Origin of the sequence: Pseudomonas sp. GGS8, assembly GCF_024168645.1 — a bacterium.
In the GTDB taxonomy this organism is placed as follows: domain Bacteria; phylum Pseudomonadota; class Gammaproteobacteria; order Pseudomonadales; family Pseudomonadaceae; genus Aquipseudomonas.
Map to the genome: position 1 here is coordinate 4,587,161 of NZ_JALJWF010000001.1, position 13,431 is coordinate 4,600,591.

Annotated in this window: 13 protein-coding genes; 5 read left to right on the forward strand and 8 right to left on the reverse strand. The window is 60.4% G+C overall.

From position 1 onward, the window contains the following. The first annotated feature begins 63 nt into the window (after window positions 1–63). Together J3D54_RS20705 and J3D54_RS20710 are read left to right on the forward strand one after the other, a co-directional pair. Window positions 64–1,566, forward strand: coding sequence for an aldehyde dehydrogenase family protein (locus tag J3D54_RS20705; protein WP_253422216.1), 1,503 nt, complete (start codon window positions 64–66; stop codon window positions 1,564–1,566). A gap of 246 nt (window positions 1,567–1,812) precedes the next feature. After that, on the forward strand, window positions 1,813–2,163 hold the full coding sequence (locus tag J3D54_RS20710; RefSeq protein ID WP_253422219.1) for a BON domain-containing protein: 351 nt from the start codon (window positions 1,813–1,815) through the stop codon (window positions 2,161–2,163). A gap of 118 nt (window positions 2,164–2,281) precedes the next feature. Here J3D54_RS20710 and J3D54_RS20715 read toward each other — a convergent pair whose 3' ends face one another. Then, entirely contained in the window at window positions 2,282–2,941 is a 660-nt protein-coding gene (locus tag J3D54_RS20715) for a carbonic anhydrase (protein WP_253422221.1), read from the reverse strand. Between the two features lie 66 nt (window positions 2,942–3,007). Further along, a complete protein-coding gene (gene cynS, locus J3D54_RS20720; protein WP_253422223.1) occupies window positions 3,008–3,475 on the reverse strand; it encodes a cyanase in 468 nt (155 codons plus the stop codon). A gap of 118 nt (window positions 3,476–3,593) precedes the next feature. On the opposite strand from cynS, the gene cynR reads away from it, so the two are divergent. Further along, window positions 3,594–4,478: a transcriptional regulator CynR gene (gene cynR / locus J3D54_RS20725; RefSeq protein ID WP_253422225.1), complete on the forward strand. Its 885-nt coding sequence runs from the start codon at window positions 3,594–3,596 to the stop codon at window positions 4,476–4,478. A gap of 1 nt (window position 4,479) precedes the next feature. Here the strand turns inward: cynR and J3D54_RS20730 are convergent, their stop codons facing one another. From J3D54_RS20730 to J3D54_RS20745, 4 genes are all read right to left on the reverse strand, one after another. Next, entirely contained in the window at window positions 4,480–4,782 is a 303-nt protein-coding gene (locus J3D54_RS20730) for a hypothetical protein (protein WP_253422226.1), read from the reverse strand. A gap of 152 nt (window positions 4,783–4,934) precedes the next feature. Further along, the gene (locus J3D54_RS20735) at window positions 4,935–5,264 is read right to left on the reverse strand and encodes a hypothetical protein (RefSeq protein ID WP_253422229.1); all 330 of its coding nucleotides are present in this window, start codon (window positions 5,262–5,264) and stop codon (window positions 4,935–4,937) included. 537 nt (window positions 5,265–5,801) lie between these two features. Continuing rightward, window positions 5,802–6,341 carry a GNAT family N-acetyltransferase gene (locus J3D54_RS20740; protein ID WP_253422231.1) on the reverse strand — a complete coding sequence of 180 codons (540 nt, stop codon included), beginning with the start codon at window positions 6,339–6,341 and terminating at the stop codon, window positions 5,802–5,804. 62 nt (window positions 6,342–6,403) lie between these two features. Then, complete coding sequence (locus tag J3D54_RS20745) at window positions 6,404–8,353, reverse strand: DNA topoisomerase III (protein WP_253422233.1); 1,950 nt, start codon at window positions 8,351–8,353, stop codon at window positions 6,404–6,406. Window positions 8,354–8,641: 288 nt separating this feature from the next. On the opposite strand from J3D54_RS20745, the gene J3D54_RS20750 reads away from it, so the two are divergent. After that, window positions 8,642–9,004 carry a DUF427 domain-containing protein gene (locus J3D54_RS20750; protein WP_253422235.1) on the forward strand — a complete coding sequence of 121 codons (363 nt, stop codon included), beginning with the start codon at window positions 8,642–8,644 and terminating at the stop codon, window positions 9,002–9,004. Window positions 9,005–9,070: 66 nt separating this feature from the next. On the opposite strand, the gene J3D54_RS20755 is transcribed toward J3D54_RS20750, so the two are convergent. Continuing rightward, on the reverse strand, window positions 9,071–10,693 hold the full coding sequence (locus tag J3D54_RS20755; protein WP_253422239.1) for an MFS transporter: 1,623 nt from the start codon (window positions 10,691–10,693) through the stop codon (window positions 9,071–9,073). 82 nt (window positions 10,694–10,775) lie between these two features. After that, window positions 10,776–12,407 (reverse strand): GMC family oxidoreductase, encoded by a 1,632-nt coding sequence (locus tag J3D54_RS20760; RefSeq protein WP_253422241.1) that lies wholly within the window; start codon window positions 12,405–12,407, stop codon window positions 10,776–10,778. Window positions 12,408–12,540: 133 nt separating this feature from the next. On the opposite strand from J3D54_RS20760, the gene J3D54_RS20765 reads away from it, so the two are divergent. Beyond that, a complete protein-coding gene (locus J3D54_RS20765) occupies window positions 12,541–13,425 on the forward strand; it encodes a LysR family transcriptional regulator (protein ID WP_253422244.1) in 885 nt (294 codons plus the stop codon). Window positions 13,426–13,431 lie beyond the last annotated feature (6 nt).

Consider the following 13,431-nt stretch of genomic DNA (forward strand, 5'->3'; position numbering starts at 1 on the left):
AATGACGCTCCACGGATTTTCCTATACATTTTCCGACCGCCCCCTGCATGGTGAAACCGCTTCATGTCTCTTGCGCTCGAACGTCTAGTCGCTGGTACGCCGATCCCTTTTGCCGGTAATCGTGTCACGGTCGTCAGCCCCGAACTGGCGGCGCGCTTTCAGCCCGGCGATCATCTGCTGGTGGAGCAGGTCAGCGGCGAATTGTTGCTGATCCCGGTGGCAGATCAGCGCGCGGCAGCGGTCGCCATCGAGCGCGCCGAGGCGGCGTTTGCCGCAATGTCCAGCGTTTCGGATCACGCCATCAGCGAGTTCTTCGATCGCTTCGCGCAACGCCTGGAAACCCCGGAATGCTGGGCCTTGATTGCGGCCGCCAACCTGGCCGACATCGAACGAGCCAAGGCGCGCGGGCGCTCCACCACGCGCTTGCTGGCCGATGAACGCATGCGCCGCGACATGATCGCAGGCCTGCGGGCCTGGCGCGATGCACCGGCCACCCGTGGCCAGGTCGTGAGCTGCGTCGAGCACGACGGCTGGAAAGTCGAACAAGTGGTCTCGCCGTTGGGCATCGTCGCGTTCGTGTTCGAAGGCCGGCCGAATGTCTTCGCCGACGCCGCCGGTGTGCTGCGTACCGGTAATACTGCGGTGCTGCGCATTGGCAGCGACGCGTTGGGCACCGCCCAGGCCATCGTCACCCATGCATTGAATCCGGCACTGGCCGATGCCGGGTTGCCGAGCGGTGCGGTGTCGCTGGTCGAAAGCGTCAACCATGCGGCTGGCTGGGCGATGTTCGCCGACCGGCGTTTGTCGCTGGCCGTGGCCCGTGGTTCGGGGCGTGCGGTCAGCCAGTTGGGCAGCATCGCGCAACAGGCCGGCACTGCCGTCAGCCTGCACGGCACCGGTGGCGCCTGGCTGATCGCGAACCAAGATGCCGATGCCCAGCGCTTCGCCGCCGTGGTGCGCAATTCGCTGGACCGCAAAGTCTGCAACACCCTGAACGTTTGCCTGATCCACCGCGACCGAGCTGCCGAACTGGTGCCGCTGTTTCTCGATGCACTGCAACAGGCCGGCACCGCGCGGGGCCAAGGCTGCAAACTGCACATTGTCGAGGGCAGCGAGCAGCATTTGCCGAGCGATTGGCGCACCGCGAGCGTCGAGGTGTACCGCGCCGAAGGCTATCAGACCGAAGCACAGGCCGAACCGCTGCCCGAGGATCAATTGGGTCGCGAGTGGGAATGGGAAGAAACCCCGGAAGTCAGTCTCAAGGTCGTCGACGATCTGGATCAGGCCATCGCCTTGTTCAACCGCTATAGCCCGCAATTCACCGTGTCGTTGATCAGTGAAGATACCCAGGCGCACGAGCGCTTCTACAACGCGGTCAACGCGCCTTTTGTCGGCAACGGGATTACCCGCTGGGTCGATGGGCAGTACGCGCTGAACAAGCCGGAGCTGGGGCTTTCGAACTGGGAGAGCGGGCGCCTGTTTGCGCGCAGTGCGATCCTTTCGGGCGATGGCGTGTTCACGATCCGCAGTCGCATGACCCAGACGAGTCTGTCGGTCAAACGCTGAGGCGCGCAAAACCTGTGGGAGCGTGGCTTGCCCGCGAAAGCGGTGTGTCAGGCGACATCAATGTTGACTGCCACTCCCTCTTCGCGGGCAAGCCACGCTCCCACAGGAATTTCGTCGCTCTTATTAACTTACCGGCATCAGGGACAGCCCTCCGACCGCAGGCAACGGTCCGCACTATACTTAATGTGTGTCCGTGCCTGCGTGGGGACGGACAGCGCATCTGATTACGTGTGAGAGGATTGCGCCATGAAACTTCATGACTTCCAACATTACTCCCATGGTCTGGAAACGGTCGTTCACGACACGTGGATTACCACCCGGGTAAAGTCGGCCCTGGCATTGGCCGAACCCAACCTTGGTCTGAATGTCCACGTCAAAACCCATGCGGGTACGGTGGCATTGAGCGGTCGCGTCAATACCCATAGACAGTGTGAGCAGGCTGTTGCTCTGGCCCGTTCGGTTCCTGGTGTCGTCAACATCGATGCCAGCGAATTGCTCACTCATGTGTTCACCCCAGGCAGTTTTCCAGAAGCGCCCAACGCTGAAGACACACCTGAACGTCGGCCACAATCGTCAGCCAAGACGGACGACAAATAACAAGGGCGATCATGTGAGTGTCACATCCCCGCTCGGGAACCGAGGACGGGCGCAGTAGCGCGCCTGTCCACTTCGTAACGCTGCGCCAAGCCCGGTGCAGCGTGTGCGGTCGACACCTTCAGGCGGCTTCGACCGTTTTGCCGTGCACGGCGCAAGTGCCCGGGTGTTCGGCCAGCGACACAAAGCTGTGACTGCCGGCATCCAGGGCATCGACCGCGCCGGTTTCGATGTCATAGACCCAGCCATGCAGGTTCAACAGGCCTTTTTCCTGGGCCAGGCGCACGCTCGGGTGGGTCTGGATATTCGCCAGTTGGGCGATGACGTTTTCCCGAACCATCGAACTGACTTTGGCCACATCGCTGGCATGAGGGCGGGATTCGTTGATCACCTTGGCCGATTCGGCGTGCTGCAACCAGCCGCTGACGGCGGGCAGGTGATCCATGCATTTGCACTGGGCAATGGCGGTCATGGCGCCACAGTCCGAATGCCCGCAGATCACGATGTCGGTCACGCCCAATACCGCGACCGCATATTCCACCGTGGCCGAGACACCGCCTGGATGCGGGCTGTAAGAGGGCACGATATTGCCGGCATTGCGTACCACGAACAGTTCGCCGGGCTCTTGCTGGGTCAGCAGTTCCGGCACCACGCGGCTGTCGGAACAGGTGATGAACAAGGTGCCGGGATGCTGGGTGGTGGCCAGGTGTTTGAACAGGTCGGTACGTTGCGGAAACGCTTCTTTCTGGAACTTCAATAAACCTTCGATGAGCGCTTTCATGGCGGACTTCCTTGCAATGAATGAGGGGGCAACTGAGCGGTTGAAATCCGCTCAGTGCAGGTTGTTTTAGAACGGACGCAGCGGCAGGAACTTGCCGTCAAGGGTAATCACGGCGCGGGAGCCGCCTTCCGGGTCTTCGACCTTTTTCAGGTCCAGCTTGAAGTTGATTGCGCTGATAATGCCGTCGCCGAATTGCTCGTGAACCAGGGCTTTGAGCGTGGTGCCGTAGATCTGGATCATTTCGTAGAAACGGTAGATGGTCGGGTCGGTCGGAACACCCGACAGGCTGCCGCGCAGCGGGATGATTTGCAGGCGGGCCACGGTGTCGGCGTCCAGCTCGAGTTTTGCGCCGATCACTTTGGCGGCGGCTTCCGGCAGTGGATGCTGGCCGAGCAGGGCGGCGGTGACGTAGGCCAGACCCAGGCCGGTGCCGTCGGTCAGGTCCTGCCAGGACAGATTCTTGCGCGCCTTGGCATCGAGGATCGAAGTGGTCAGGGCCAGACTTGGGTCCTGGTAAGCGTGGGACTGTTGCATGGTGTGACTCCTATCGGGTGTGGCTGGAAAGTGGAGTCATCTTCGGTTGATTGATCAATAGCGTCCAAGATCGATATACAATGCTTTGCATAAGTCCTGCCTATAGATGATGCGTCCCATGCTGCTCCGACATTTGCGCTACCTGCTGGCGGTCGCCGACCACGGCGGCTTCACCCGCGCCGCCGAGGCGTTACACGTCTCCCAACCGACGCTGTCCCAGCAGATCCGGCAACTGGAGGAAACCCTGGGCGTCAGCCTGTTCGACCGCACCTCACGCACGGTCAAACCGACCGACGCAGGGCAGGCCTATATCGAATGCGCCCGGCGGGTGCTGGTGGAGCTTGAAGCGGGCAAGCGCGCGCTGCATGACGTGAAGGACTTGTCTCGCGGCACGTTGCGACTGGCCATGACACCAACGTTCATGGCGTATCTGGTGGGGCCGCTGGTGCGCGATTACGCGGCGAAGTTTCCGAACATCCACCTGCAGATTTTCGAGTTGTCGATGGATGACATCGAGGCGGGGTTGCTCGATGACTCGCTGGACATTGCCATTGCCTTCACCCCGGTGAGGAGTCCCGATATTGAGTGTGTGCCGGCGTTTGTCGAGACCCTGGGCGTGATGGTCGGGCACCATCATCCGTTGTACGAGCGGCAGAACCCGCTATCACCAAAGGAGATGGCGCAACTGCAGTTCGCGTTGCTGACGCCGGGCTTCATCACCCGGTCCTCGATCGACGAGTATTTTCGGCAACAGAGCATCACGCCCAAGGTGGCGATCGAAGTGAACTCGGTGAGTACGTTGCTGGAGGTCATTCGCCACACGCCGATGGCCACCATCCTCCCGGAGCCCATCGCCACTGCGGAACGGGCATTGCGCCGGATTGAATTACAGAGCGAGGCACCCCGGCGCGACGCGGCATTGCTGCGCAGGAAGAACAACTATCACAGCGCCGCGTCGGTGGCGTTCGCGAACCTGGTGATGGCCGGCAGCACCAGCGTGTGAATCAATCATCCACCGACTGGCAGATATTATTGCCGCCTTTCTTGCTGGTATAGGTCACGCCTACCGAGTCGTCATTCGCGATGCTGATTGAGATCGTCACATCCGGCCCCTTGGCCTCGAAAAGACGATCATTGATCATTTTGGTCTGGGCTTCTTTGCTGTTGATCATCACCGGACCATCCTGGTCGGCGTGGACCATGATTTTCCCGGGGCAGTCCACATCGAAGGCGGGAACGCCGGGAACACTGTTCCCATAAGCTGCGCTCGCCAATGCCAGTAGCATGAATGTCAGGGTTGTTTTCATCGCAGACCTCCAGTAGATAAACCGATGTCCAGCGCTGTGTTAACCATAGTCCTGTTCTTTTGACCCGGTGCGAAGTTAGAGGTGCAGACGCAAGAAACAAAAAAAGGCCCCGCTCGATAAATCGAGCGGGGCCTTCTTGTATTTGGCAGAGATCAGTACAACCGATCAATCACCCGAACTTCATTCTGGTTCTGCAGCGAGGCCCACGTCTGTTTCAGCGTTTGCAGCACGTTGCCGATGAAGTCCTTGTCGGCTGCGGCTTTCTTGCCGACATAGCCCTGGCCGCGCCGGTACATCTTCAGGCGGGCCAGCAGGTTCTGGTTGTTCTTGTCGAACTCTTCTTCGTGGGCATGGGGCGACAGGCAGTCGATATGGACCTGGCCCGATTTGCTGATCCACAGAATATGGCTGTCATGGCTGTCTTTTTGCGCAGCGAACAAGCGAGCCAGTTCATCGATAGTAGGTTGATTGTTCAGATTCATTGTAAGCCCCTTGACCATTTGGTGATCTTTCAAAGTTGATTCGCTAATACAGGTAGCCCATCGGTTAGTTGATCCCTGGCACCGAAACCAGGACGTCAGCGGTCGACCGTCAATACGACGGGGGCGCGCGTCTGTTGCATGTAGTCGTGTTGAATAACTGCTACGCAATAGCGTCACAACGAAGAGAAGCAGCGAAAACCTGGAGGCCACTGCCGACGTTTTCAGGGTCGGCCACAAGCTTCATGAGGATTGATCGCCAGCGCTTCTCGTCTTTGTACTGGACGTTCAGGCCAGGTCAGCTTCTTCAATCTGCCTTGTGGGCAGCATGTATCCGGGAAAAACAGCTCGGCGGTCAGACGAGCTTGCTCAAACGTGTTGCCTGTACTCCCGATCGGGGAGACGTCTGCATCATGCAAGGGCAAATCGGAGGCGTCAACGCTTTTGTAGTGAATATTTTTGTTCACTACATATTGTCGGACAAAGTGGTTTTGGAATTAGAAAATCAGCGTGGCCAGCGCTTGGACTCTTCGGCAGCGCTTACCCCGGCCCCGTAGGCGTTGCCGAAGGCTGCGATCTTGTAAAGCGGTAAACGGTGCATGGATAACCGTCGATCGGCAGCTGATGCACGGTGAACTCGCCGCTTGTGAGGTTGGGTATCACCCTGGCCCAGAACAGCCGCGCAGGTTGGTTGGCATCGATGTGGAAAATCTGCCATTGACCGGGGAACCGGCTCAAGAGGGCAGAGACGACAAACTTCGCGACACCTTGGCCACGAAAGCGTCGACTGACAAAAAAGTAGCCGATGTTGTATTCGGCGCCGACGATATGAGTTTCGTCATCCACGGTCACGAACCCCGCCAGTTCGCCGTCGACCCTGATCAGAAACGGCTGGGTTGCCGGTTTGCGCCAGTAATCCAGTTTGGGCTGGATGTTGAAAAAACCCTGCTCCCCGAGCTTCAGCGGCAGCCATTCGCTGAAATCGTACATGTAGAACTGCATCAGGTTTTCGATGGTCTCCAGCTCGTCGCGCTGGGCGGCGTGCAGTTCTATCGAGGGCTGGCTCCTGATTGTCGCCATGGTCGTACCTTCCGTGTCTTAACTGACATTGAAGAACACTAGACCATTTCGATTCGCTGCCCTCAAACCTTGCTCGCCGGTTTCGCCGCGCGTTTGGCACCGGTCGAAGGCTTGCGTTTGGCAGGTTTGCGTTTGTTTTTCCATGGCGTGGCGCCACGCCCGGCCGGGCTTGCCGGCCCGCTGATGGCCAGGTTCAGGCCGGCGCAACGTGCCACTTGCTTGCTCATCCATGCAGCCTGTTTAGTGACGAATTCCTCAAGGCTCATTTCACCACTCTGCACCATGTCCAGCGCCTGTTCCCAGATTGCCGTGGTGCCGGGGTCGGCAATCGCTCGCGGCACAGCATCGATCAGGCTGAAAGCCGCCGGCGTCGCGGCCAGGGCCTTGCCGTTCTTGATCAGATAACCGCGATCCAGCAGGCCCTGGATGATCGAGGCGCGTGTGGCTTCGGTGCCGATGCCGGTGGTGTCCTTGAGCTTTTGCTTGAGCAGCGGATCTTCCACCAGCTTGGCGACGTTCTTCATTGCCTTGATCAGATCGCCTTCGGTGAACGGCTTGGGTGGTTGGGTCCAGAGGTCCTTGAGTTTCACGTCGGCCACCGCGCAGTCACGTCCTTCGGCCAGTGTTGGTAGTGTTTGCGGTGCCGGTATTTCGCGGCCCTTGGCAGGCGCAAGGGCCTCGGGCAGGGCGCGTTTCCAGCCGGGCTCGACAATCTGCTTGCCTACAGCGCGCAAGGCTTCACCGGCACAGTCGAAGTCGGCCTGGGTCCGGTCGTATTCATGGTTAGGCAGGAACTGCGCCAGGTAGCGCGCACGAATCAGGGTGTAGACCGCCCGTTGCTTGCCCACCAGGCGGTCGAGATTCTTCGCCGCAGCGGTCGGAATGATGCCGTGGTGCGCGCTGACCTTGGCATCGTTCCAGGCCCGCGAGCGGCGTTGCGGCTCCAGATAATCGTGCAAGGCGTTCAGCGCTGGGTCGGCTTGCCTGAGCGCGGCAAGGATACCCGGCGCTTCGCTGTGCTGGCTCAGGGGCAGGTAGCCGCAGTCGCTGCGCGGGTAGGTGATGACTTTATGGGTTTCATACAGGGCCTGGGCGATATCGAGGGTTTCCTGAGCGCCGAGCCCGAGTTTTTTCGAGCAGACTTCCTGCAAGGTGCCCAGGTCGAACGGCAGCGGCGCGACTTCGCGCATGCGCTCGGTGCGCAGTTTGATCACCCGAGCGCTCGTCGCGTTGCCAATGGCCGCAGCCGCCTGCTGGGCCAGCGCCTGATTCAGGCAGCGATCCTGATCGTCGCAGGCGTCCGATGCCGCACGCCATTGGGCCATGAACGCCGTGCCATCGTGCAGCAGTTGCACGTCGATGGCCCAGTAGGCCACCGGGACGAAATCGGCAATGCTGCGGTCGCGATCCACCACCAGCCGCAAAGTCGGCGTCTGCACCCGACCGACCGGCAACACACCCTGATAGCCGGACTGACGCCCCAGCAAGGTGAACAGGCGACTCATGTTCATCCCGATCAACCAGTCGGCCCGGGAGCGCCCCAACGCCGAATGATAGAGGCTGAACGTCTCGGCCCCAGGTTTGAGCGCCGCGAGAGCCTTGCGGATCGACGCATCGTCCAGTGCCGACAACCACAGCCGCCGAATCGGCCCGCGATAACGGCAATGTTCCACCAGTTCCCGGGCGATCATTTCGCCCTCACGGTCGGCGTCGGTGGCAATCACCAGTTCACTGGCCTCGCCGAGCAGGCGTTTGACCGCTTTGTACTGGCTGGCCGTGCGCGGCTTGACGGTCATTTTCCATTTTTCCGGAATGATCGGCAGATCTGCCAGCACCCAGCGTTTGTAACGCGCGTCGTAGGCATCCGGCGGCGCGGTTTCCAGTAGGTGGCCAATGCACCAGGTCACTGTGACGTCCGTTCCCAGCCAGCAGCCGTCGCCCCGGCGCCGGGCACCGAGCACGGCCGCGATGTCTTTGGCCTGGGAAGGTTTTTCACAGAGATACAGCCGCATAACCACCCTCGTCGATCAGTGTTTGAGAGGTGCACAGAATGGCGGGTGATGAGCGATGGAGCAATCTTTATCTGTATGGATGTACAGCTTAAGCTGTTGCGGTTGATGACAGCGGTCAATCCAGCGTCAATGGCAGTGGATGAACGATACGCTTGGGCATTGTCTGCGACCCGATAGCACAGCGACTGAAGCGGGCTCCGTTCGGCTGCGAAGTGCTCGCGATGCCGGAACATGGGGTATACCTGATGGGCACGGACACAGCACAACAGCAACAGAGGAACCGACCTCATGAAAGCCCCAGGTCCCGGTCAACCCATCACCATCAAGCCCCAGCCCGGCTGCGTGGTGGTGAAGTTTCATGGCATTCAGGTGGCGTCGTCCACTCGGGCGCTGGTCATGCATGAGACCAATTATCCTCCGGTGTACTACATCCCGCGGGAGGACATCGCCGAACAGTATTTCGCCCGCACCGACCACACCAGCTATTGCCCGTACAAGGGCGATGCCAGCTATTACAGCCTGCAGATCCCCGGGCATGAAAGTGCCAACGCGGTATGGAGTTATGAGCACCCCAAGGTGTCGGTTGCGCAGATTGGCGGGTATGTGGCGTTCTATCCTGAGGAAGTGACGTTTGAGGTGCTCAAAACCTGATGTGGAGAAAGCATTTTGTGGCGAGAGAGCTCACTCCCTCGCCACTAACCAACCTTCCGTTAGCGCTCAGTTTTTATCGAGGTCCACGTTTTTCGTCTCACGCAAACACATCATCCCCACCACCAGGCTCACCCCGGTAATCACCACCGGGTACCACAGTCCGTAGAAAATATCCCCGGTGTACACCACCAGGGCAAACGATACCGTCGGCAGGAAACCACCGAACCAGCCGTTACCGATGTGATAGGGCAGGGACATCGAGGTGTAGCGAATACGGGTCGGGAACAGTTCAACCATCAGCGCCGCCAGAGGGCCGTAGCACATGGCGGAGATGATGATCAGCGCGACAATCAGCGCCACGATCATCGGTTTGTTGATCAGCTGGATATCGGCTTTTGACGGATACCCGGCCAGGGTCACTGCACCGCGCAAGGCCGCTTCGTCAAAGCCGTCGAGCTTCACGTCACCGACGCTCACCTGCACGCCGCTGCCGGCCGGGGCCGCTTCGCTGTTGTAGGGCAGGCCCTGTTTGACCAGGAAGGTTTTGACCTTGTCGCACGGGCTATCAAATTTTGCCTTGCCCACCGGGTCGAACTGGAAGGTGCAGGTGGCCGGGTCGGCCAATACGGTGATCGGGGCCTGGCGGCTGGCCTGGTCGATGGCGGGGTTGGCGTAGTGGGCCAGGGTCTTGAAGATCGGGAAGTACAGCGCGGTGGCCAGCAGCAGGCCGATCATCAGCACCGGTTTGCGTCCGACCTTGTCCGACAGCCAGCCAAAAAAGATGAAGAACGGCGCGCCAATGATCACGCTGACAATCAGCAGGCTGTTGGCCAGGGCCGGGTCCATTTTCAGGAACTGCGTAAGGAAGAACAGCACGTAGAACTGCGCGGCATAGAAGGTCACCGCTTGCCCGGCGTTGATGCTGAACAGGGCAATCAGCACCACTTTAAGGTTGTCCCATTTGCCGAAGGAATCGCGTAGCGGCGACTTGCAGAGTTTGCCTTCCTCTTTCATTTTCACGAACGCAGGCGACTCGTGCAGGCTCAGGCGAATCCAGGTGGAAATGCCCAACAGCACGATCGAAAACAGAAACGGAATACGCCAGCCCCAGACTTCAAACTGGTCGCCGGTGAAGTAGCGGCAGCCGAGTACCACCAGTAGCGACAGCAGCAAGCCGAGGGTGGCGGTGGATTGAATCCAGCTGGTGTGGAAGCCGCGTTTGCCGATCGGTGCGTGTTCGGCGACGTAAGTGGCAGCGCCGCCATACTCACCGCCCAGCGCCAGGCCCTGGAGCATGCGCAGCACCACGAGGATGATCGGCGCGGCGATGCCGATGCTTGCGTAAGTCGGCAGCAAGCCGACGCAGAAGGTCGCCAGGCCCATGAGAACGATAGTCGCGAGGAACGTGTATTTACGCCCGATCATGTCCCCCAACCGTCCGAACACCAACGCACCGAACGGCCGCACGATGAAGCCGGCGGCGAAGGCCATCAGTGCGAAGATGAACGCCGTGGTGTCGTTGACCCCGGCAAAGAACTGTTTGCTGATGACCGCCGCGAGGGCGCCATAGAGGAAAAAGTCGTACCACTCGAACACCGTCCCCAGGGACGAGGCGAAGATGACTTTCTGGGTTTCCTGACTGGTGCCCGCGCTGCGGACGGCTTCCAGAGGCTGAACATGTTCTGACATATCGGTACCCCTCACAGTGATTGTTTTTGTTGTTCCACTGGTGTTGCGTAGTCCTTGCAGCGGTATTTCAACGTCCTTAAATCTAGTGCGATCCCACAGAGGGGCTGTCTACAGTAGTGGCAAGGATCAGCTGCGCAGCTTTCTCGGCAATCATCAGCGTCGGCGAGCAGGTGTTGCCCGAGGTGATGCGCGGCATGATCGAGGCGTCGGCGATGCGCAGGCCGGGGACGCCATGCACGCGCAGCTCGGCGTCGACCACTGCATCCGCGTCGTTGCCCATCCGGCAGGTGCCCACCGGGTGGAAAATGGTGGTGCCGATCCGGGCGGCGGCTTCGTGCAATTGTTCTTCGCTCTGCAAGCTGTCGCCGGGCAGGTATTCCACCGGTTTGAACGCTTGCAGGGCCGGTGCAGCAACGATGCGGCGGGTCAGGCGGATTGCGTCGGCGGCTACTCGCAAGTCTTGCGGATGGCTCAGGTAGTTGGGCTGGATCAGCGGCGCTTCCCGCGGGTCGGCGGAGCGAATGTCTATTCGGCCACGGCTTTGCGGACGCAGATCGCAGACCGATGCGGTGAAGGCGGGGAAGGCGTGCAGCGGTTCGCCGAAACGCTCCAGCGACAGGGGTTGCACGTGGTATTCGAGGTTCGCCGAGGTCTGCTCCGGTCCCGAACGGGCGAAGGCGCCGAGTTGGCTCGGGGCCATGGACAGCGGGCCGCTGCGGTCATACAGATAACGCAGGCCCATGCCCATCTTGCCCCACAGCGTGCCGGCGATCTGGTTCAGGGTGCGGGCGTTTTCCAGTTTGTAGATCAGCCGCAGTTGCAGGTGGTCCTGCAGGTTGCCACCCACGCCGGGCAGCTCATGGGCAACACCAATGCCGAGTTTTTGCAGCAACGGGCGAGGGCCGATGCCGGAACGCTGCAGGATGCCCGGTGAACCGACGGAGCCGGCACACAGAACAATTTCCTTGCGTGCCTTGAAGGTCTTCGCCTGGCCTTGCCAGTGCGCGCTGATCGCCGAGGCGCGGCTGTTTTCCAGCAGCACACGGTCCACTTCAACATCGGTCAGCACCGTGAGATTGGTGCGGTGGCGGACCGGTTTGAGAAACGCTTTGGCCGCGTTCCAGCGCACACCGGCCTTCTGATTGACCTGGAAGTAGCCGCAGCCTTCGTTATCGCCCTGGTTGAAGTCATCGATGCTGGCGATGCCGCTTTGTTCGGCAGCGGTGCGGAAGGCATCGAGAATTGGCCATGACAGACGTTGCCGCTCGATCCGCCATTCGCCGGCGGCACCGTGAAACTCCGAATCGCCGGCAAAATGGTTTTCGCTTTGTTTGAACAGCGGCAGCACGTCTTGCCAGCCCCAGCCGGGATTGCCCTCGGCCGCCCAGCCATCGTAATCGCCGGCCTGGCCGCGCATGTAGATCATGCCGTTGATCGAGGAACAGCCGCCAAGCACCTTGCCACGCGGGTAGCTCAGGGCGCGGCCTTGCAGGCCCGGTTGCGTTTCGGTCTTGAAGCACCAGTCGGTGCGCGGGTTGCCGATGCAGAACAGGTAACCCACCGGGATGTGAATCCACGGGTAGTTGTCGCGGCCACCGGCTTCGAGCAGCAGTACGCGATGTTGCGGGTTGGCCGACAGTCGATTGGCCAGCAAACACCCGGCCGGCCCGGCGCCGACCACGATGTAATCGTATTCATCAAGGGAAGTCTGCATCCCTGACCTCGTATTGTTGTTCTTGTTGTCGGTCATCCTAGTTGTTAGCTTTCGTTAAAAGAATGTTAGTTTTTACGCAGCCGCTGTGCGTTTTTAAACAGCGTGGTTAACGGCATCGCCTCTAGGATGGTTCATGTTCGACTGGAATGACCTGCGGTTTTTTCTCGAATTGCAGCGCAGCGGCCGTTTGCTGACCGCCGCCCGCCGCTTGAACACCACCCACGCCACCGTGGCCCGGCACATCGAGGCGATCGAAAAAAGCCTCGGCACCGCGCTGTTCGTCCAGCATGCCCAAGGCTACGAACTGACCCCGGCCGGCGAAGCGCTGCTCAAGCACGCCGAGGCCATGGAAAACGTCGCGTTGCTGGCTCAGGAAGAAATCACCCAATCCACCGCGCCGCTGGGCAAGATCCGCGTCGGGGTGACGGAGGGGCTGGGCATCATGTTTCTCGCCAGCCGCATGAACGGGTTATTCGAACGCTACCCGGGGCTGGAAGTGGAACTGGTGGCGGTCCCGCGCTTCGTCAGCATCCTCAACCGTGAAGCAGAGATCAGCATTCACCTGGAACGCCCGGCCGCCGACATGCTGGTCACCCGCAAACTCACCGATTATCGGCTGGCGCTCTATGCCAGCCAGGCCTATCTGGACCGCTCGCCACCCCTGCGCAGTCGCGAAGACCTCGGCCGCCATGCGTGGATCGGCTACGTCGACGACTTGCTGTTCAGCCAGGAACTGATGTTCCTCAACAGCTTCTGCCGCAACCCCCAAGTGGTGTTTCACAGCACCAGCGTCATCGCCCAGCAACAGGCCGCGCGCTCGGGCCTCGGCATCGCGGTGCTGCCGTGCTACATGGCCAGCGCCGATCCTGAACTGGTGCCATTACTGCCGGACGAAAGCATTCAGCGCAGCTACTGGATCAGCACTCGTCGCGAGCTGCACAAATCGGTGCGGCTGCGGGTGTTGTGGGATTACGTGGTGGAGTTGTGCGAGCGTGAGCAGGGGTTGCTGCTGGGATAACGAACA

Coding starts and splice junctions, on each gene's coding strand:
- J3D54_RS20705 (WP_253422216.1), top strand. CDS start 64: ATGTCTCTTGCGCTCGAACGTCTAGTCGCTGGTACGCCGATCCCTTTT.
- J3D54_RS20710 (WP_253422219.1), top strand. CDS start 1,813: ATGAAACTTCATGACTTCCAACATTACTCCCATGGTCTGGAAACGGTC.
- J3D54_RS20715 (WP_253422221.1), bottom strand. CDS start 2,941: ATGAAAGCGCTCATCGAAGGTTTATTGAAGTTCCAGAAAGAAGCGTTT.
- cynS (WP_253422223.1), bottom strand. CDS start 3,475: ATGCAACAGTCCCACGCTTACCAGGACCCAAGTCTGGCCCTGACCACT.
- cynR (WP_253422225.1), top strand. CDS start 3,594: ATGCTGCTCCGACATTTGCGCTACCTGCTGGCGGTCGCCGACCACGGC.
- J3D54_RS20730 (WP_253422226.1), bottom strand. CDS start 4,782: ATGAAAACAACCCTGACATTCATGCTACTGGCATTGGCGAGCGCAGCT.
- J3D54_RS20735 (WP_253422229.1), bottom strand. CDS start 5,264: ATGAATCTGAACAATCAACCTACTATCGATGAACTGGCTCGCTTGTTC.
- J3D54_RS20740 (WP_253422231.1), bottom strand. CDS start 6,341: ATGGCGACAATCAGGAGCCAGCCCTCGATAGAACTGCACGCCGCCCAG.
- J3D54_RS20745 (WP_253422233.1), bottom strand. CDS start 8,353: ATGCGGCTGTATCTCTGTGAAAAACCTTCCCAGGCCAAAGACATCGCG.
- J3D54_RS20750 (WP_253422235.1), top strand. CDS start 8,642: ATGAAAGCCCCAGGTCCCGGTCAACCCATCACCATCAAGCCCCAGCCC.
- J3D54_RS20755 (WP_253422239.1), bottom strand. CDS start 10,693: ATGTCAGAACATGTTCAGCCTCTGGAAGCCGTCCGCAGCGCGGGCACC.
- J3D54_RS20760 (WP_253422241.1), bottom strand. CDS start 12,407: ATGCAGACTTCCCTTGATGAATACGATTACATCGTGGTCGGCGCCGGG.
- J3D54_RS20765 (WP_253422244.1), top strand. CDS start 12,541: ATGTTCGACTGGAATGACCTGCGGTTTTTTCTCGAATTGCAGCGCAGC.